This window comes from Corynebacterium sp. HMSC06D04 (assembly GCF_001807315.1).
Classification (GTDB): domain Bacteria; phylum Actinomycetota; class Actinomycetes; order Mycobacteriales; family Mycobacteriaceae; genus Corynebacterium; species Corynebacterium simulans.
Window position 1 is genome coordinate 50,672 of sequence record NZ_KV788534.1, and the last position, 19,054, is coordinate 69,725.

17 protein-coding genes are annotated in these 19,054 nt (G+C 60.7%); 9 read left to right on the forward strand and 8 right to left on the reverse strand.

The features are described from left to right. Nucleotides 1–35: 35 nt before the first annotated feature. The 5 genes from HMPREF3155_RS04205 to HMPREF3155_RS04225 all read right to left on the reverse strand — a co-directional run bounded on the left by HMPREF3155_RS04205 (nucleotide 36) and on the right by HMPREF3155_RS04225 (nucleotide 5,518). Entirely contained in the window at nucleotides 36–1,613 is a 1,578-nt protein-coding gene (locus tag HMPREF3155_RS04205; RefSeq protein WP_070432653.1) for a phospho-sugar mutase, read from the reverse strand. A gap of 27 nt (nucleotides 1,614–1,640) precedes the next feature. Continuing rightward, entirely contained in the window at nucleotides 1,641–2,288 is a 648-nt protein-coding gene (gene deoC / locus HMPREF3155_RS04210) for a deoxyribose-phosphate aldolase (RefSeq protein WP_061923817.1), read from the reverse strand. A 10-nt stretch (nucleotides 2,289–2,298) separates the two neighbouring features. After that, nucleotides 2,299–3,708 carry an MFS transporter gene (locus HMPREF3155_RS04215; protein WP_070432654.1) on the reverse strand — a complete coding sequence of 470 codons (1,410 nt, stop codon included), beginning with the start codon at nucleotides 3,706–3,708 and terminating at the stop codon, nucleotides 2,299–2,301. A gap of 20 nt (nucleotides 3,709–3,728) precedes the next feature. After that, nucleotides 3,729–4,478, reverse strand: a complete 750-nt coding sequence (deoD, locus tag HMPREF3155_RS04220) for a purine-nucleoside phosphorylase (protein WP_062038070.1) — start codon at nucleotides 4,476–4,478, stop codon at nucleotides 3,729–3,731. Nucleotides 4,479–4,582: 104 nt separating this feature from the next. Continuing rightward, nucleotides 4,583–5,518 (reverse strand): sugar-binding transcriptional regulator, encoded by a 936-nt coding sequence (locus HMPREF3155_RS04225; RefSeq protein ID WP_070432655.1) that lies wholly within the window; start codon nucleotides 5,516–5,518, stop codon nucleotides 4,583–4,585. A 219-nt stretch (nucleotides 5,519–5,737) separates the two neighbouring features. Between HMPREF3155_RS04225 and HMPREF3155_RS04230 the strand changes: the two genes are divergently transcribed. Further along, entirely contained in the window at nucleotides 5,738–7,099 is a 1,362-nt protein-coding gene (locus HMPREF3155_RS04230; protein WP_070432656.1) for a lipase family protein, read from the forward strand. A 90-nt stretch (nucleotides 7,100–7,189) separates the two neighbouring features. Next, nucleotides 7,190–7,843, forward strand: a complete 654-nt coding sequence (locus tag HMPREF3155_RS04235; protein ID WP_062038061.1) for a hypothetical protein — start codon at nucleotides 7,190–7,192, stop codon at nucleotides 7,841–7,843. Between the two features lie 194 nt (nucleotides 7,844–8,037). On the opposite strand, the gene HMPREF3155_RS04240 is transcribed toward HMPREF3155_RS04235, so the two are convergent. Together HMPREF3155_RS04240 and HMPREF3155_RS04245 are read right to left on the reverse strand one after the other, a co-directional pair. Continuing rightward, nucleotides 8,038–9,063: a DUF3039 domain-containing protein gene (locus HMPREF3155_RS04240; RefSeq protein ID WP_083281245.1), complete on the reverse strand. Its 1,026-nt coding sequence runs from the start codon at nucleotides 9,061–9,063 to the stop codon at nucleotides 8,038–8,040. Nucleotides 9,064–9,090: 27 nt separating this feature from the next. Continuing rightward, a complete protein-coding gene (locus tag HMPREF3155_RS04245; RefSeq protein ID WP_062038055.1) occupies nucleotides 9,091–9,489 on the reverse strand; it encodes a helix-turn-helix domain-containing protein in 399 nt (132 codons plus the stop codon). Between the two features lie 61 nt (nucleotides 9,490–9,550). On the opposite strand from HMPREF3155_RS04245, the gene HMPREF3155_RS04250 reads away from it, so the two are divergent. Beyond that, nucleotides 9,551–9,853 (forward strand): YrhK family protein, encoded by a 303-nt coding sequence (locus tag HMPREF3155_RS04250; RefSeq protein WP_062038052.1) that lies wholly within the window; start codon nucleotides 9,551–9,553, stop codon nucleotides 9,851–9,853. On the opposite strand, the gene HMPREF3155_RS12570 is transcribed toward HMPREF3155_RS04250, so the two are convergent. Then, nucleotides 9,850–10,113: a sugar phosphate isomerase family gene (locus HMPREF3155_RS12570; RefSeq protein WP_235591259.1), complete on the reverse strand. Its 264-nt coding sequence runs from the start codon at nucleotides 10,111–10,113 to the stop codon at nucleotides 9,850–9,852. The two genes, HMPREF3155_RS04250 and HMPREF3155_RS12570, sit on opposite strands and share 4 nt — an antisense overlap. Before the next feature lie 354 nt (nucleotides 10,114–10,467). Here HMPREF3155_RS12570 and HMPREF3155_RS04255 point away from each other — a divergent pair, with 354 nt between their 5' ends. The 6 genes from HMPREF3155_RS04255 to HMPREF3155_RS04280 all read left to right on the forward strand — a co-directional run bounded on the left by HMPREF3155_RS04255 (nucleotide 10,468) and on the right by HMPREF3155_RS04280 (nucleotide 19,054). Further along, on the forward strand, nucleotides 10,468–11,706 hold the full coding sequence (locus HMPREF3155_RS04255) for a hypothetical protein (RefSeq protein WP_062038049.1): 1,239 nt from the start codon (nucleotides 10,468–10,470) through the stop codon (nucleotides 11,704–11,706). Nucleotides 11,707–11,888: 182 nt separating this feature from the next. Further along, complete coding sequence (locus tag HMPREF3155_RS04260; RefSeq protein ID WP_070432658.1) at nucleotides 11,889–12,308, forward strand: organic hydroperoxide resistance protein; 420 nt, start codon at nucleotides 11,889–11,891, stop codon at nucleotides 12,306–12,308. A gap of 142 nt (nucleotides 12,309–12,450) precedes the next feature. Further along, a complete protein-coding gene (locus tag HMPREF3155_RS04265; RefSeq protein ID WP_070432659.1) occupies nucleotides 12,451–13,923 on the forward strand; it encodes a DUF3375 domain-containing protein in 1,473 nt (490 codons plus the stop codon). Further along, nucleotides 13,920–14,570, forward strand: a complete 651-nt coding sequence (locus HMPREF3155_RS04270) for a DUF4194 domain-containing protein (protein ID WP_062038040.1) — start codon at nucleotides 13,920–13,922, stop codon at nucleotides 14,568–14,570. The genes HMPREF3155_RS04265 and HMPREF3155_RS04270 overlap by 4 nt, the downstream gene beginning before the upstream one ends. Next, nucleotides 14,563–17,931 carry an ATP-binding protein gene (locus HMPREF3155_RS04275; protein WP_070432660.1) on the forward strand — a complete coding sequence of 1,123 codons (3,369 nt, stop codon included), beginning with the start codon at nucleotides 14,563–14,565 and terminating at the stop codon, nucleotides 17,929–17,931. The genes HMPREF3155_RS04270 and HMPREF3155_RS04275 overlap by 8 nt, the downstream gene beginning before the upstream one ends. Next, a complete protein-coding gene (locus tag HMPREF3155_RS04280) occupies nucleotides 17,918–19,054 on the forward strand; it encodes a DUF3322 domain-containing protein (RefSeq protein WP_070432661.1) in 1,137 nt (378 codons plus the stop codon). The genes HMPREF3155_RS04275 and HMPREF3155_RS04280 overlap by 14 nt, the downstream gene beginning before the upstream one ends.

Here is a 19,054-nt window from a genome sequence, read left to right on the forward strand (position 1 = left end):
TCCAGGCATCACGGCCTAGGGCAAAGAACTTGCAGCTACATGTCGAAGAAGACCCGCAGATCCTCTGCAATGGCATCCAGGCGGGCCGGATCCGGGGACTCCAAGTAGCACTTGAGCTTCGGCTCGGTGCCAGACGGGCGCACGATGACGCGGTCATCGTCCACGGTGTAGAGCTTCATGCCTTGAGCAAACTTTTCTGCCTTTGCAATCTCCGAGCCCGCCAGTTGAGTCGGTGGGGTCGAGGTGATCTTTTCCATGCCGCGGGCAATCAGCGAAAGGTCTTCCACACGGAAGGTCAGCGGAGCGGTGGCCAGGCGGCCCACGGTGGAGTAAATCTCTGCGAGGCGGTCCTGCAGGGTGATGCCTGCGTCCTTGCACTCCGAGGCCAGGCTGGCCAGAACCACCGAGGTGGCAACGCCGTCTTTGTCGCGCACGGCCTGCGGGTCGGGGCAGAAGCCGATGGCTTCCTCGTAACCAAAGCTCAAGTCATGCGTACGGGCAATCCACTTGAAACCGGTGAGCGTTTCCTCATGTGGCAGGCCGTAGTGCGCGGCAATGCGGCCCAGCAGGCGCGAGGACACGAGGGAGTTTGCAAACGTTCCGCCCACGCCCCGGCGCGCCAGGTAGTCACCCAGCAGGGCGCCGGTTTCGTCGCCGGTGAGCTGACGCCAGACGACGCCGCCTTGCGCACCGTGCGTCGGGATAGCGGCCGCGCAACGGTCAGCATCCGGATCGTATGCGATGAGGATGTCTGCGCCGATCTTTTCCGCGTGCGCCTTGCCCAGGTCCAGAGCGCCGGGCTCTTCCGGGTTGGGAAAGGAAACGGTTGGGAAATCCGGGTCCGGCTCGGCCTGTTCCGGCACGAGGGAAACCTCGAAGCCGACCTTCTCGAGCAGCGCGGTGCCCAGCTTTGCGCCCACGCCGTGCATGGCAGTCAGCGCAATCTTGGCGCTGGTGGACTCCCCCACCAGCTTGGCGGCGCGCTCGAGGTATTGCGCGCGGGTATCGACTTCCTCGATGTTGTCTGTGGAACGCGGGACTTCGTTGGCAAACGGCGCCGCAGCAATCGCCGCTGAGATCTCTGCGTCCGCCGGGGAGACAAGCTGCACGCCGTTGGCGTCACCGGTGGCCACGCGGCCGCCCAGGTAAACCTTGTAGCCGTTATCGGCTGGAGGGTTGTGGGAGGCGGTGACCATGATGCCGGCGTCGGCGCCGAGCTCGCGCACGCTATAGGCGGTCAACGGCGTGGGGTTCTGCTTGGGCAGCACCAGGGCACGGCCACCGGCAGCGGAGATAACCTCCGCAGCATCCTGGTAGAAATCGGCCGAGCCGTAGCGGGCATCGCAGCCGATGACCACGACTGGGTTTTCAACCTGCTGTTTTAGCCACGAAACCAAACCATAGGTGGTGCGGATGACCACGGCACGGTTCATGCGGGACTCGCCTGCCCCAACGGCGGCGCGCAGTCCGGCGGTGCCGAAGGCCAGCGGGCCGGCGAAGGCGCCGGACAGCGCGGCTTCGTCGCCAGCTTCAATCCAGCCCAAGACCTCGTCACGGGTTAACGGGTCTGGGTCGTGTTCGGCCCACGTGCGAGCGTATTCAACAAGTGACATTGTTTCCTCGATTCAGCTTCTAAGCCACTAGTTTTCTAGGTCCGCCAGCACCGCGGCGGAGGAAGACAGGCCGAGGCGGGTGGCGCCGGCGTCGATCATCGCCTGCGCGTCCGCGCCAGTACGGATGCCGCCGGAGGCCTTCACGCCGAGACGGCCGCCCACGGTATCTGCCATGAGCTTTACTGCGTGAACGCTGGCGCCGCCGGCTGGGTGGAAGCCGGTGGAGGTCTTGACGAAGTCAGCGCTGGCAGCCTCGGCGGCGCGGCAGGCGGCGACAATCGCGTCGTCGGAAAGCGCGGCGGACTCGATGATGACCTTCAAGACCTTGCCCTGGCAGGCGCTGCGCACGGTGCGGATCTCTTCCTCGAGTGCGTCGAAGCGGCCCTCAATGGCCAGCGCGATGTTGATGACCATGTCGATTTCTTCGGCGCCATTGTCCACGGCAAGGCCTGCCTCGGCGGCCTTGATCTCCGGCTTGACCGCGCCGGAGGGAAAGCCCACCACGGTTGCCACGTGTAGACCCTCGGGAACCTCGACCGGCAGCTGGGACGGGGAAATGCACACCGAGTAGGTGCCCAGGCGCTGGGCTTCCTCGATGAGTGCGGCGACGTCCTGCGCGGTGGCTTCCGGCTTGAGCAGGGTGTGGTCGATCATGGATGCGACGTTGGATGACATTTCTTCTCCTTTAAGCGAGTGTTTCGGAAGCATCTACAGATTTCGCGCGAGAAACATCTCGCGCCTTGCGGGCCATGATGCGGTCGGCCACGACGTAGAGGACGGCGCCACATGCGCCAACGGCGGTCAGCACGCCGAGGGCGAGGTTGAAGCCATCGCTTACGTCAATGAGTTTTGCGGTGTACGCGATGCCGAGCGGGATGGCGATGTTGATGGTCAGGTTGTAGAAGCCGATGGCAATGCCGGACTTCGCGGCCGGGATGTTTTGCAGCGCAGTGTTGACCAGCGGTGCATACATCAGCGCGAAGCCAGATGCGAAGGTCACGATGGTCACGGCCAGCACGGCGACGTGCTCCTGTACGAAGAGAGCGGCTACGGCCAGGGAGCCGACGATCATGACCAGTGCGGTGTAGATGGTCTGGCGGGAGTTCAGGACTTTGCCGATCTTGCCGGAGAAGACACCGACCAAGATGGCGCAGATGTAGCCCGGAATCATCAGCAGGCTGGCGCGGTCAATGCTCATGCCGTGCAGCTCGTTGGCCGCAAATGGCAACAGGAAGATGTAGCCCAGCTGCGTGGAGTAGATGAAGAACACCAGGGTGATTGCCCACACGTAGCGGCCGTTGGTGAAGAATTCCGGGCGCACCACGGGCGCCTTAGCGGAGCGGATGTGCAGCGTAAATCCAATCACTGCCACGACGGCCAGGAGGAGCCACTTCCAGTTGAACGCCTGCATGAACATGGTCAGCGCGGTGGCGAAAAGTCCCACCAGGATAAGGCCGAGCACGTCCAGGTTTGACTCCACTGCTTCGTCCTCGGGCACCATCTTGTGGATGGCCGGGATGCACAGCACGAGGATGAGCGGCACGAGGAACATCGCGGTCCACGAGATGTAGGTGGAGATAAAGCCGGAGGTCAGCGCGCCAATCAGCAGGCCAGCTTGGAAGGCGGCGGTAGAAAAGCCGAGGTAGGTCTTTTGGTCTGCTTCAGATAGGTGCTTGGTCACGTAGATGACGTACAGGGTTTCCGCGGCGGCCAGGCCGGTGGTCTGGATTAGGCGGGCGGCCAGCACGATGGGCCAAGAGCCTGAGCCCACGAAACCAATAGTCGAGCCGACGGCCACGAGGAGCACACCGGTGATCATGAGCTTGCGGATGGACACGGAGTCCGCCAGCGCCGCGTAGACGACGGCGCCGATGCCGATGATGACGCCGGCAAGGGATGCCTGCAGCGAGGCGGTGTTGTCATCAATGCCCAAGCCTTGCGCAATCGGCATGGTCATGGTCTTAAAACCATTATCCACCACGAGGGAAAAGACGAAGCAGAATAGCAGCACCGGTACGGCTGCCTTAGGGTTGAGGGCTGCATCGACGCCGCGCTTTACGACGCCCGATGGCTTAGCGTTTGTAGCTTTTGACATGGCTTTTTAAGCCATCCTTCCTAGTCCAGGCCTGCCAGTGGCAGCGCGAGCTTCATCATGGTGTGGAATGCGGTCTGGCGCTCCTCAGCCGAAAGGTGGGTATCGGCAGCAATGTTGTCAGAGACGGTGAACAGGCCGAGGGCGTTCACGCCTGCCTCGGCAGCGGTGGCATAAAGCGCAGCGGATTCCATCTCGACGCCGAGCACGCCCATGTGTGCCCAACGGTCATTGACGGTCTGGTCGAAGTTGTAGAAGACATCGGAGCTCAAGACATTGCCGACGTGGATGTGGGCATCCTGCTTTTCTGCCTCATCGACAAGGCCCTTGAGCAGCTTCCACGAAGCCGTCGGAGAGTACTGGCCCGGCAGGTTGTACTGGCTCAGGAAGTTGGAGTCGGTGGAAGCGGCGGAGGCGACGATGACGTCGTGCAGGTCGATGTCCTCCTGCAGCGCGCCGATGGAGCCGACGCGGATGAGGTTCTTCACGCCGTAGTTGTGGATGAGCTCCCAGGAGTAGATGCCGATGGAAGGCATGCCCATGCCGGTGCCCATGACGGAGACGCGGTGGCCCTGGTAGGTGCCGGTGAATCCGAGAATGTTGCGGACTTCGTTGAACTGGACGACGTCCTCTAGGAAGGTATCGGCGATGAACTTTGCACGCAGTGGGTCACCTGGCAGCAGGATGGTCTCTGCGATTTCCGCGCCCTTGGGGTTGATGTGCGGGGTGGCGATTTCGGTGGAAAATTCGTTTGCGTGTGCGGCTTCAGACACGGTGAACTCCTATCGGAAGGATAATGACTTTCAGGCATTACCCTACTCCAGCCAGCACAAATGTCAATGATGCTATTTACATTTGTTCACCTTTATGATACGGCTCACTCCCCTGTCAGAACGCGCTGCGCCGTGTTGTGATCGATGACCAAATGCGTGGCCAATCCTTGCTCGAGTACTACCCGGATGGCGCCGGCCTTTTCCGGCCCGCCGGCAACGAGGACGCGTGCCGGCCGCGCCGCCAGGGCGTCGAAAGTAATGCTCACCGTTCGCGCGTCCACCTCGGGCACGGCCACGCGGCCTTCAGTGTCAAAGAAGCGGGAGCAGACATCCCCCACCGCGCGCTCCAAGATAAGCTGCGTTTCTTCTTCGCTGAGATAGCCCAGGTTCAGCGCCAAAGACTCGCGCGCGGCCGCGCCCACCGTGAACACCGCGACGTCGACATGAGAGCCCATCTCCACGATGTGGGCAATGTGGCGATCTTTTTCCACCCATTGCTTCGTCTCGGCCGAATCGAAAATGACAGGCAGCGGCAGCATAAAGGTCTCCGCATTAAACGCGCGGGCAAAGCCCTGGAGGGTGGCAAAGTCCTTGGTGGAGCGCTGCGTGTGCGAGTGCCCGCCCTTTAGCTGCACCACCTTTACCCCTTCGAGAGGCAGCTGGCGCAGGTGCTCCGCCACGGCGGACATGGTCTGGCCCCAGGACACGCCGACGCTGGAGCCGTCGTGGACGAGCTCTTCTAGCAGCGCGGCGCCGGCCGCGCCCAAGTCCTGCATGAGGTTGCCGCCGCGTGGGGTGGTGACCACGCGGGCGTCGGCAAGAGCGAAGCGCTCCTTTAGCTCACGCACCAGCTCATCGGAGCGCTCGCGCGGATCGTTAATGCTGATGACCACGAAGCCTTGGTCATGCGCGTGCTGCAAAAGCTTGGAGACCGTGGGGCGCGAAATACCCAGACACTGCGCTACCTCCGCTTGGGATAGGTGCGAGTTGTAGTACAGCTTGGCCACATCCAGGGCCTGCCTATCGCGCGCGTCAATCATGATTCCATTCAAGCACGCCCGCTCAGAAACGTAATGCTAACGGCGTACACCCCTATACGGGCCTGTACAAACGGATTAAATTCATTTCCCCATTGTTAGTTAGCAAAATTAAACCAATAATAATCGGTGTCAGCTCCACCGCGCAGCGCTCTCCCCGCCCCCTAACGGCGTAGCCAGACAAACACTAAGACTCCTCCGATCTCTAGAAAGGACGTTACCGTGCAAAAATCACTGCGCACCTACCTGCCACTGCTTGCTTCTGCTTGCCTGACCTTCAGCATCTGCCCCGCCGCCGTCGCTGCCGATGCTCCGAACACCGAGCTGCCTGAAAGCGCCCTCATTGAAAAGGCCCTCGAAGATCCAGTCGCTGACGAGAGCCCGGCTGAGGCCTCCGACATCGCAACCGACGCCAAGGAGCTTGACGACGCCGCGCCAAGCACCGACGCCGCAGCCCCCTCCGATAACAAGGTCGGCGACGAGTACAAGGCCTTCTACCACGACCCAGTCGAGCTCGAAGGCTCTGAGCCAGGCCAGCTCTTCCGCTCCGATGCCGTGCGCAATCCCGCCAACACGCTGGGCATTACCAACGTGGGCCCGTACAAGGCACAGCGCATCCTATACTCCTCCACCAACCGCAAGGGTGAGAAGATTCCGGTCAGCGGCATCGTGATTGAGCCGAAGGCGGAGTGGACCGGCAACGGTCCGCGCCCGCTCATCGCCTTCGCACCGGGCACCCAGGGTGTGGCCGACCGCTGCGCACCTTCGCGCAAGATTGCCGACGGCGTGGGTGACTACGAGCAGTTCTTCTTTGAGCAGTACCTGAAGAAGGGCTACGCAGTCGTGGTCACCGATTACGAGGGTCTGGGCACCCCGGGCATGCATACCTACATGGACCGTGTCTCGCAGGCACACGCCGTGCTCGATAGCGCCCGCGCTGCCCGCCAGCTAGAAGGCTGGGATATCAACGCCGATAACCCGGTCATCATCAACGGTTACTCGCAGGGTGGTGGCGCCGCCGCTGCTGCCGCTGAGCTTTACAACGACTACGCCCCGGAGCTCAACGTCAAGCTCGCCACCGTCGGCGCCGCTCCTGCGGATCTGACCTTGCTGCCGCCGGCTCTCGACGGCACGCTTTACTTCCTCTTCGAGTCCTTCGCTCTACTGGGGCTGAGCAACTCCTACGACGTGGACCTGTACTCCCACCTCAATGAGGAGGGCAAGACCGTCCTGCAGAACGCCACCAACTCCTGCACCCTGGGTCTGACCAGCTTCGCGGGCAAGAAGATTGAAGACGTCAGCATCGACGGCAAGAACGTCGACGAGTTCATCGCTGAGGCACCTTACGACAAGATCCTGGCCGACCAGCACATTGGCTACGACGCCCCATCCATCCCGGTGGTCATCACCCACGGCCGCGGCGACGATGTGATTCCTTTCTCCACTGCTGAGCAGCTGGCCAAGGAGTGGTCTGAGCGCGGCGGCAACGTCACCTTCATCCCGAACGATGCCGGCTCGCATGTGGCAGGCACCATCCCGCACATCAAGGAATCCCTGAAAGCAATCGAGTCTGCTTTGCAATAAGCCGACAGCTAGAAGCCAGCTTCGCCACAGAAACGCTTCCTAACATCACCCGTGGTCCGAAAGACCGCAACGATAGAAAGGATTTATCCTATGCGTTCCATGAACGCCCTGCGCCGCGCAACCATTGCCGCCGCACTTCCCGCAGTCGTAATCGCCGGTGCCGCCAACGCCACCGCCGCTGAGACCACCGCTGCCGACGGCGCCGTAACAAACCCGGCTGCCGCCACCACCACCGGCACCACCGCAACCGCGCCGGCTGCCGACGGCGCCGCAACAAATCCGGCTGCAGACTCCGATGCCACTGGCACTGCTAACACCGCAGGCATCGACGCGGACACCCCGCTGAACCAGCTGTCCTCTGCCGACCCTGCTGCCCTCCTGCAGCTAGGCAGCTCCCTGCTCGGCGGCAACCGCCCGGACTTCTCTGAGCTCCTCGGCGGTAACACCGACGCCCAGGCACAGGCCGCCACTACCGACGGGCAGGCCGAAGCTGGCGACAACGCCGGTGAAAACACCGACTCCAACAAGGAGAACCTGCCAACCGGCATCAACGCCTTGAAGCACAAGGCCGCACAGCTGGAGCAGGAAGCCGGCCACAAGCTGTTCGAGCTGGACGTCAACGATTCAACTCACGTCCATGTTGGCTTCGCTGAGACCTACGACCTGCAAAAGGACGCCAAGGCTCTCACTGCACTGCAGCAGACCGCCGAGACCAACGGCATCACCCTGACCGCCGACCGCTAAAGCGGCAGAAAGTCAGACAAAGCACGAAAGTACTTCTTCTTCAGATAGCCACCCCGCGGCGCAGTAAATCACTGCCGCCGCGGGGTAGTTTCAAATTCATCCACAATGCGGTTCACTACGAAGGAACGGTCCTCCCCCCAGGAACGCAAGTAGCTGAGACACCGAATGCACTACGGAGAGTGACATTTTCGCCGCTAATCGCCCAAGGGTAGCTTCGGCAATGCAGCATACAGCACGTCGCACTGCGGACATGTTGGCAACGAGTCTGCGTCTTGTGCGGGAACAAAATAGACTCCGCACAAGGAACGCACACCAGTCCCATCTATGATCTTGCTTGCTAAATGTTCACGGTGGGTGAAGTGTGCGACGGCTCCGAGCTCAACCTCCGCGAGGGTGCGCTTCACATCATGCGTTTCTAGCTCGGAAATGCGCTTGTCGAGACTCCCCGATTCTTCCATTTGGTGAAACTCGTCCCCAGCACGATCCCAGCCCTGTGCGGGCGGGTAGACCGAAGCTAATACACGAACGATGAGCTGCCAGTAGAGCTCCTCGCTGAAGTTGACTCCACGCTGCGGAAAGAACTCAACGATGACTTCATCTGTGGCAATGCGGTCCTCGCCCCGCACCAATTCCACGTATAACTCGATGGTAGCGAACCTACCCAATCGTGCTAGCGGATGGTTTACGTCAAAGCGCGCTGCCCCACCGCCGCGAATCTCCTGCAACGCAGCCAGCACCTCACGCTGGATATTGAGTTCCCACTCCGTACGAATACGCGCCGCCGTCTCCAACTTCAGCAAGCGTTTATCGTCTTCTGTCGGCAATAGCCGAGTAATAGTACCGTTGTGTTCCTCACGCTCCACAAATTTATAGAAATCGTCATTGTCCTCAAGACCGCCTTTTGCAAGTCCTGCAGCAACCAGCCAGCGCACTCCAGTTTCAGGATCGGTCCACACCCCGCCTCGCCACTGGGACTGCTTAATCTCTAGCAGACGAATGGAGACAGCACTCCCAATAGCTCCCACGTAGTTATCGGCGGCTGCGGTGTCGGTGAAGGAATCAGCGGTCTTCCTTACGATAGGATGTGCAAGCTCGCTTAACGGCAACAAATCTTCGTAACGCTCATCACCCACCGCACGCATGACGAACGGTTCTTGCCATCCGTCCCTCAAGTCCTCTTTAAGCACTCGAAGCGTGGGACGCCCGCGCCTACTATGCATAGCCCTTTTCGTACCGCAGAACCAAAACTAGAGCAAGTCCGCAATCGTCGCGTCTACTGCACGCGTGGTTTGCTGCTGGCGTGCCAGACGCTGTGCCAATTCAATACGATCCGAATCGCGCTGCTGCTCGAATAGAGCGAGATCGACTACACGGATGCGTCGATGCGTCCCCACCTTAAAGTAGGGGATTTTTCCCTGATCAAGGAGGCGATTGAGAAATGTACGGCTCATGCCGAGCTGCTTAGCTGCTTCATTCGGCGACAACGCAGCATCTTCCTCTGCACTCAGCAAATTGCCACCGTTACGAAGCACCTCTGCGATGTTCTGCATAAGAGTACGTACAACCGGCGATTCGCTCGCTTTCGCAAGCGCATCAAACTCCTCCAGCTGCTGAGGAGTCAGCTTTTCGTCCTGGAGAATACGCATGGTCAACCTCTGCTTCAACACAACATAGTGTGTAGCAATCTCACTACACTATCTGTCGTAAGTGACACTACCGGTAAGATGGGAAAGTGTAAAGCAAAGTGACGCGACACCCCACCACAACGAATTCGTTATCCGCAACCGCTTTGAGACGGCCTCCATCGCCGTCGATGTCTCCATCTCCGTGGTCTTTATCGCAGGTTCCCTCCTCTTCTTGTTCAGCCTCACCAAGGTAGGAACCGTCTTCTTCCTCCTGGACAGCCTCGCCATGGCCGCCCGCGCCGCCATCCGCTTACACCGCCGCATGTACCTGCAAAAGATCGGCGCCGACCGCGAGGTCACGAACGAGGAAGGCTCCTACTACTAAGCCTTACTTACCCGCGGGCACAGTAATGACCTGCACCCCAAGGTCGCGAATCTGCGCGAGGAGCTCCGCTGGCGCGTCCGTGGTCGTGACCAGCTGATGCAGATCCTCGATATCGCCGTAATGGGCCGGCCAGCCAGCCGCTGTGCAATGGCTTGCGCCGTCGTGCCGTTGTCAAAAATGACCGCGTCGTCATCTCCAATTAACTCCGATGCCGCCCGCGCAATCGCCGCCTTCGCCTCCGAGTCTTCTGCCTGCCGCACCCTGAAAGGCTTAGGCGTCCCGCGCCGCTCGACCCGACGCGCCCCACCATGTGTGCGACCGTCACGCTTACTTCATCCTGCCACACCAACCGGTCCCTCAAGCCCCCGATCCCATCCAGGCTGCAGTCTGCACTGCCGACGCCGATAGCGCGGCGCTTCGCCTCCACCACCTTGGCTGCACGTTCACCGGGGTGTCCCTCAACGAATCGTGCCGACCGCGCTCCACACGGACATCGCCGAAACGGCGAACAAGGCCCGCGAGTTTACTTTCGACAACTTAGTATCCAGGCGCACAGCTCCAGTAAGCTACATACATCCCCTTAAAAAGTCTCACGCACCGAGGAACCTTACCCCATGTCTGATTCACCAAGTTCCGCACTTCCCCAGAATCCTGGCGCGAGCGACGCCGAACTCCAGGTCATCCTCCACGGGGACTCACTCATGTTCCTCGGCTCTGAATCCGCTCTGACACGACTCGATGAGTCTTCTCCTCAGGAGAAGCTCGCTCGCGTCGCCCCGAAGGTGGCGCATAACCTGAGCAAGTCCGCCCGCACGCTGAGCCAATTCCAAGAAAACAGCGGCCGCTACCTCAAACTCTCAAAGGACAGTGCGCAATTCCTCAAAGAGAACAAGGTAGCCGCCGAAAAGATCCGCGCGGGTGTCCTCCGCGTCGGCGACCTCCCCGGCGCCAAAGGAAATGCCGGGTCCATCGTCAAGCACCTGAAGTTCGAAAACACCGCACTTCTCGCCACACCAGCGGCTCCTCTCGCGGTCGCCGCCATCCTCGAAGAAAGCGCTGCACAAGCACAAATGGACCAGGTGCTCGACTACCTCGAAGAAGTCTCCGAGAACGTCCAGAAGCTCATCCAGCAACGCAAGACCGAAGTAAACGGCGATATCAACGGCTTCACTGAGGCCATCGAAGAGGCGTTCAGTCTGCTCCAAAAGACCGGCGAAGTCGGCGCCGTGACGTGGAGCAAGGTCGATGACCTCGATGTCGACCTCAAACGGCTTCAGGGACAGATCATTGGAGAACTCGACGAAGTAGCCAAGGAAATTGCGAAGAAGGCCACCAATCCCAAGAAGGCCTACCAGGCTTTCACTGAGGCCGAGGAAAACGCCACGTACTGGATTTTCCAGCTTGCCCGAGTCATGGTTCTCCAAAATCAGCTGAATATTCTCGAGCTCAACCGCGTCGCCGCCAGCGAACCCGACCACCTCGAGCAACACCGCCAGGGCATCGCCGAAGCAAAGGCCAAGCGTGAGGAACGCATCATCAACGCTCTTAACGCCATCGCCGACAAAGCCAACGACTCCGCCACGTTCAAGGATCTTCAACTCGTCCTCCGCCTCGGCGGCAATACCAAGGCCGCCGAAGCGGGCAACCGCCTCGTCCACCAGCTCAATGAGTTTGCTACCGTCGCCGGAATCGACGCCTACACCCGCGAGTCCATAGAGTCGACCGGCTGGAGCGACGCCATCAAACGCACCGCCGAACGCGCCGGCGACGGCGTCGTCGACACCTACAACGAAGCACTCGGTAAGATCCCCTGGCGTATTCGCATCGAGCGCACCACCCCGAGGTCGAATTGAACCCCCTCTTCGAGGATTAGACAGGTTCCGGCGCACACCTCTCACACTTATGGAAGTTTTTCGACCTGACTGCCGTGCCCAGCAAACTCAACATCCACTACGTGAAGTGCCCCAGGTTTTCAGACTAGCGTTCTTGCGTACAATCGGCGGACGTACAAAGACCCGATAGAAAAGGAGTCATTATGGACGCCGTTTATAGCACCGAAGCGCTCTCCACCGGAGCAGGCCGCGACGGCCGAGCTGTAGTTAAGGATTCCGATCTGGATTTCACCATGACCGCTCCAAAGGAAATGGGCGGCAGCGGTGAGGGCGCCAACCCCGAGCAGCTTTTCGCTGCCGGTTACGCCGCCTGCTACCACTCCGCGCTCAAGGCAGTGGCCAAGGACAAGGGCGTAGATGCCGAGAATTCCACCGTCGGTGCCCGCGTTAACTTGGGCAAGAACGACGAGGGCTTCTACCTCGGCGTCGACCTCGAGGTCACCATCCCAGGTGTTGAGGACGCCAAGGCACAGGAGCTTGCCGACGCCGCACACCAGATGTGCCCTTACTTCAAGGCCACCCGCGGCAACATCGAAGTCAACGTTGGTGTTGCACAGGACTAAGAAGGTGGTCTACTGACGCGCGAGAACTTTCAATGCCTCGCGCTTTTCACTCACAAGTGGACCCTTATCATGGCAGGGTGTTGTTCGAACTATTGAGCCATATTTCCCTGCATATGTCCGTCCCACCTGTCAGAATCGAGTCATGTCTGTTGAAGCACGCGCTTTGTCACTCCGGCGCTTGATGCATGATTCCGCCGCGATTCGGCTCCTCGCCGCGGATAATGCGCCGGTGATTCTGGCGCTGATTGCGGAGTACTTTCCACGCGGCACCCGGGCGCGTCCGGCGGCGGAAGTCTATGAGCTCATGGTCACCGATTTCGAAGTGATTGCCAGCGAGTTTCCCATGCCGCGCACCCCACAAAACTATTGCAATGACTGGGTCAAGGCCGGTTGGCTAGTGCGTAAATCCGGAAGGAGTTCGCGTGGTGAAACACTCGAGCCCAGCGAGGAAGCCCTATCCGCGTTGGAAGCCATTGAGCGCTGGGAACAACCGGTGACCACGGTGACGGCCTCGCGTGTTGAATCCATTAGCTCGGCTCTGCAGAGGTTGGCGCGGGATACCAATGAGGACATCGCCAGCCGCGTGGCCAGTTTGGAGGCAGAACGCGCGCGCATTGACCGCGAGATTGAAAAAGCACAGCTGGGTCAGTTTGAAAGGCTCACCGCCGCCGAGACTGAGGAACGAGTCCAGGATGTACTCAATATGGCTATGGCGGTGCCGAGCGATTTCGCCAGAGTTCGCCACGATCTTGAAGCGCTCAACCACCAGCTGCGCCGGCAGCTTTTGGATCCGGAAGGCTACCGCGGTGATGTGTTGGAGGAGATCTTCAACGGCGTAGACCACATCGCAGAATCAGATGCGGGCCGCAGCTTCCAAGGCTTTTATTCCCTCCTTATGGATAGGGAACGCAGCGTCTGGTTGGACCAGTGGATTGAACAGGTGCTCGATAGTGAAGCGGGCCAAGATGTGGCACCGGAGAGAAGACGGCAGCTGCGTCGTCTCTTTCGCGATATGGAAGAAACCAGCTTTGAGGTCAACCAGACCATGACGGGCTTGGCACGGAGTCTGCGCCACTACGTGTCCTCGGAGCAGTTCGCGGAGGACCGGCGCATGATTGAGCTGCTGCGAGAAGCCCGCGGCATGGCTATTGATGCCGCGCAAGGCTCAGAACTCAAGGCCTTCCACCGGATGGACACGCCGCTACAGCGCATCGGCATGTCTATTCACTCGGTCTCCCGCATTCGTCTGGCTAACCCTGGACGGGAGGTCGTGGAGGAAGCACCCGTGTCCTACCAACCGGGCGAGGACGACGCACACGCCCTTTATGAGCTGGTACGCGAGTCCGAGATCGACTTTGAGGAGTTGCACGAGGCGATTCGGCAGACAGTGAGCGACTCTGGCCCGTGCACCATTGCGCAGGTATTGCAAGCTCATCCCCCAACACAAGGCCTAGCCAGCGTGGTGGGATTGGTCCATATTGCTGATCAACATCCGCTGCCTGCTGTACGGGAGTCGCAAGAAAAAATCACGTGGACTGAAGAAGACGGTGCTGTACGTGCCGCACAGATTCCCACTATGTATTTCGATCACACAACCGTTGAGGAGCTTCAGTGACCACCGCCAACAGCCCCCGCGTGGATTCTACGCACGAGCCCCCGCTATGGGAGCACGACAAAGGAACGTTGACTTACCACTCGCGCCGCGCCTTAGTGCAGCTGCTCCAAGGACCACTTATCCGCGTGCAGAAGGAACCAGTGCTGTGGTCAGCAATTATCTCTGACGAAGAAAATCTGCGTGCCAGGCTGCACGAGGTATTTTTGGAGCTCGTCATCGATGAGACCGAGGGCTTTGCCTTTACCCGCATGGTGGAAGAAGACAGCCTGAGCATCCCGCAGGTGCTGCGCACGGACAAGCTCAAGCACATCGATACCGCTATCTTGTTGAACCTGCGCCAGGAGCTGGGGCTGGCTCTGCCCGGCGAGCGCGTCATCGTGGACGTAGAAGATCTCCGGGAGAGCATCGGCTATGTCCGCGCGGTGGATAACCGCGACGAGGCCGGATTCACCAAGCGCTTCAACGCGGCTATTAAGCGCATCCAGAATGACTATTCCCTGCTCAGCACCACGGAGACAGAAGGCCGGTTGGAGGTCTCGCCGGTGCTGCGCCAGCTTTTCGATGCCTCCACGGTCACCGCCATCCGGGATGAATACGCCCGCCTGGCGCGAGCCGAGGATACCGAGGAGGACACCTCAGATGACTAAGCACACGGAGCTTTACCCAGGCCAGTATCGCATCAGCCGCATCCAGCTGATTAACTGGGGCACCTTCCATGGCTATTTTTCCATCCCGGTAGCGCGGAAAGGTTTCCTCATTACGGGTGGCTCAGGATCAGGTAAATCCACACTGCTGGATGCCATGTCAGCCGTCCTTGTCCCCCAGAATCACGTGAAGTTCAACGCCGCCTCGCAGCAAGACCTCGGTCGGCACAACGGCCGTAACTTGGTCTCCTACGTGCGCGGAGCGTGGCGGCAGCAGGAGAATACACAGACTGGTGAGATTACCCCGGAATACCTGCGTGAAAGTGCGACCAACTCAGTGGTGGCGTTGACTTACGACAATGGCCAGGGCAAGCAGCACACCCTCATCGCCATTTTTCGCCTCAACGGCGGTGAGAACTCCGTAGGCCAGATCAAGAAGTTGTATGGGCTGGTGCCGGGCGATGAGGACATCGATAAGCTCAGCCCCTTGCTCACCCGCAGCTTGGATAGCCGCAAGATCAGGGCCCTGTATAAGGGCCCCGGCGCGTTCTTTACGCCGACCTATGCCACGTTTGCGGACCGCTTCCGCAAACGCTTGGGGATTAAGAATGTGGAGGGCCAGCTTCTTCTTCACCGCACTCAATCCGCGAAGTCCCTGTCCAGCCTGGACCAGCTCTTTAGGGATTACATGCTGGATGTGCCGGATACCTTCACCAGAGCGGATGAGGCCGTGGAACAGTTTGAGGATTTGCGCCAGGCCTACCTGCGGGTTGAGGACGTCAAGGCGCAGATTGATACGCTCGGGCCGCTGCCCCAACTTCACTCTCAGCGGTCTAGTGCTGAAGCGGATAAGGAGAAAGCAGAGGCGATGAGTGAGGCGCTGCCGGCCGTACGCGCCCGCCTGGTGACAGAGGAACTAGACTTCCGCATCCGTGCGCTCACAGCACAGCTATCGGAGGCCCAGTCGCAGTCGGAGACCCTCAACGCTGAGGTCGCACACCTGGATGATGCCGAGCGCCTGGCCGCGGTGGCTGTTACCCAGCTCAGCGCTGGCGAGCTCGATGCCTTAAGCGCCAAGATAGAAACTGCGGACAAAGAAATTGAGCACCGCACGAAGGAATTCCAACGGTTGGCTGCGGCCGCTGGAGCGTGGACTGATGATTACGAGTTCAGTCCACACGGCTTCGCCGAGCTGCAGGCCACCGCGAAGCTGCGCATCGCAGATTTTAAGGTTGACTTCGCCAACCTCATCAACGAGCAACAAGAAGCTGGCGTGGCCGCCCGGGACGCTGCCACCGCCTGTGCCGCGCTCGATAGCGAGCTGCGCTCATTTAGCTCGCGGCGCACCAACATCGACAAGGCTCTAGTTGAACTGCGCGCGCAGCTGGCTCGCGATACCGGCTATGCCGAATCCGAGCTTCCCTTCGCCGGCGAGCTCATCGATATCAGCCCGCAGCAGGCCGAATGGGAGCCGGTGATTCAAAAGCTCCTCCACGGCTTTGCCGCCACCCTGCTCGTTCCTGAAGCTGCCCGCGACACCATCAACCAGTGGGTCAATTCGCGCAACGTGGGCACCCGTTTGGAGTACCGCACCATTCCGGAGTTTGCATCACCGCAGGCCTCCGCGCGCAGCCCGCGGCAGCTTATCCACAAACTGGAATTCCAAGACCACGCCATGGCGCACTGGATTCGCCAACATATTTCGCGCCGCTTCAACTACGAGTGTGTGGACTCGGTTGCGGAACTGGACCATGTCACCACCACCCCGGCGGTAACGCGCGATGGCCTGGAAAGCCGCCCCAAGGATAAAGACGGCTCAACCCGCTTCATCAAGGATGACCGCAAGCGTTTTAGCGGCACTACCTGGTACCGGGTGGGTTCCACCAACACCGCCAAGATTGAGCTCTTACGCGCCCAGCTCACGCAGGCCAAGGCCACTGCTCGTGCCACGGCCAAGCAGGTCCAGAACCTCAACCGGAAGATGGACGTTCTGCGCTCCCAGCGCGATAAAGCCCAGCAGGTGCTGGAAACCTCCTTCCAGGATATCGACACCGCCTCCGCCGAGGCTCACCGGCAGGATCTGCAGGAGCAGTATGACTCGCTGGCCTCCTCCCCGGAGGCCCAAGCCCTCGCCGCAGCCCACGAGCAAGCCAAGGCCAAGCTCAAGGCCGCACGCGCCAGGCTGAACGCCGCCCAGAAGAACCTGGGCAACGTCGAAGGCGAGCTTGAGCGCTCAACCGAGCGCCGCCGTAGCATCGGTATTGTGCCCGCCATCGAGGACCAGGACATCGCGAAAGCAGTCGAAGATGCCCTGCACAAGGGCAAGCGCAAGCTCACCATTGATGACATCGATGCCCGGCGCGATGAGGTGCAGGCTAGTCTTCAGAACACCGCCCGCACCGCCACGCGGCGCATCGAGGACGCCAACGCCAAAATTGTCTCTGTCCTCCACACATATCTGGCCCAGTGGCCGGCGGAGGCCGCGGACCTTGAGCCGCAGGCGAGCTTCGCTGGCGAGGGCATCGAGAAGCTCAAGTTCCTACGCGCCGACCGCCTGGCGGATTTCCGCGCCCGCTTCCTCGAGCTTCTCAACGGCTCCACCGTGCGAAACCTCTCCCACCTCACCACAGACCTGCGCCGTGCTCGCAGTGATATTGAGAGGCGCATGGAATTCATCAACAAGTCCCTGGAGCGCTCTCCCTTCAACGGTGAGCGCACCCTGCGCATCGACGTCAAGGATGCTCGCGGCCAGGTGGTCCAGGATTTCCAGCGGGATCTTGATGCCGCCACCTCCCACAGCTTGGGCGAATTCGGCTCCGATGATACAGAGGCTGCCCTTGCGCGCTACCACGCGTTGGACAAGATCTTGAGCCGTTTGGGCTCGAGCCAGCCAGAGGATCTCCGCTGGCGCAACGTGGTGCTAGATACCCGCCGGCACGTGAGCTTTATCGGCCGTGAGTTGTACCCCGACGGAACGACAGCCAATACCTATCAGGATTCCGCCTCGCTGTCTGGCGGCCAAGCGCAAAAGCTCGTCTTCTTCTGCCTGGCTGCGGCCCTGCGCTTCCGGCTGGCGGAGCCGGACCAAGACGTGCCCACCTATGGTTCCATCATTCTGGATGAGGCCTTTGACCGCGCCGATCCCACCTTTACCCGCACTGCCATGTCCGTCTTTACGTCTTTTGGTTTCCACATGATTCTGGCCACGCCTTTCAAGCTCATCCAGACGCTGTCTCCTTACGTGGATGGCACGATTGTGGTCAAGTACGATGAGCCCATCATCAATGGCCGCCCGCGGGCGCGCACGGGCTATTCGCTTATCGACGCCTCCACCTACCAGGACCCCGACTATGCGCAGCCCTAAAGACCTGCAAGCACACGCGTCAAAATACCTGCGCAATCACTTTGCCGAAGCACTGGCTGACCCGGATTCTGTGCGCGTCGACTGGCCCCTGCACCCGCCCACTGCCACTGCTGCCGCCCGCGATATCGACGCCACGCAGGGCTTCATCCGTGCCTGGCAGCGCTGGCCCCACCAGGAGGACGTCATCTACGAGTCCCGCAATTGGTCGCGCGCGGGCCTGGGCACGAACAACATACCGGCTCGCATCACAATCAACGGTGCCGAACGCATCGCCACCGCCGCGGGCCTTAACCTCGAGTACGCCCGCGCCCGTGAACGAGCGCACAGCATCGCTGCCGTCTTTCCCGATTCCCCCGACTTCGCCCACACCGTCCGCCGCAGCTATACCCAATGGAAGGATTTAAGCGCCTATGATCTGAAATGCCTAGGACCGTGCCTGACCTGGCTGCGCGCCAACCCTGACTCCGGCGAGTGGGAGCGCGCCGTGCCGGTCAAAGGTGTGGACGGCAAATGGATTGATACCCACCGCCGCCTACTCCTCACACTCCTCGCGCCGTTTGGCATCACAGACTTAGGCCTGCGCCGCAGCGACGCCCGAATCCGCCTGCGCTACCTCAACCACGCTCCAGCGCTCAGCGATATCGAAATCCCCCTAGCTCACGCCGCCACGCTTTTCCCGCATACCCCTCCCCGCGTCCTCATCGTGGAGAACAAACAAACCTTCCTGGCTTTGCCCACGCTTCCGGACACCTCCCCTCCCACCGTCGCCCTCCTCGGTGCCGGCACCGCCGCCCACCAACTCCACGCACTGGACTGGCTTAACCTCATCGACATCACCTACTGGGGCGACCTCGACGCCGCCGGCTTTGCCATCCTCAACGCCGTGCGCGCCCATTTCCCCCACACGACGTCACTGCTCATGGACACAGCCACCGTCACCGAATTCCAGCACCTGGCTGTCCCCGACCCCGGCGACGGCTCCGCCACCCTTACCCACCTCACCACCGAAGAGCAGCGCGCCTACCGCCTTCTCTTCACTGCGGGCCGGCTGCGCATTGAGCAGGAGCGGATTCCATTTGCTCATGTGAATGCGGTGATTCATGCAACGCTCGCAGCAGCGTGA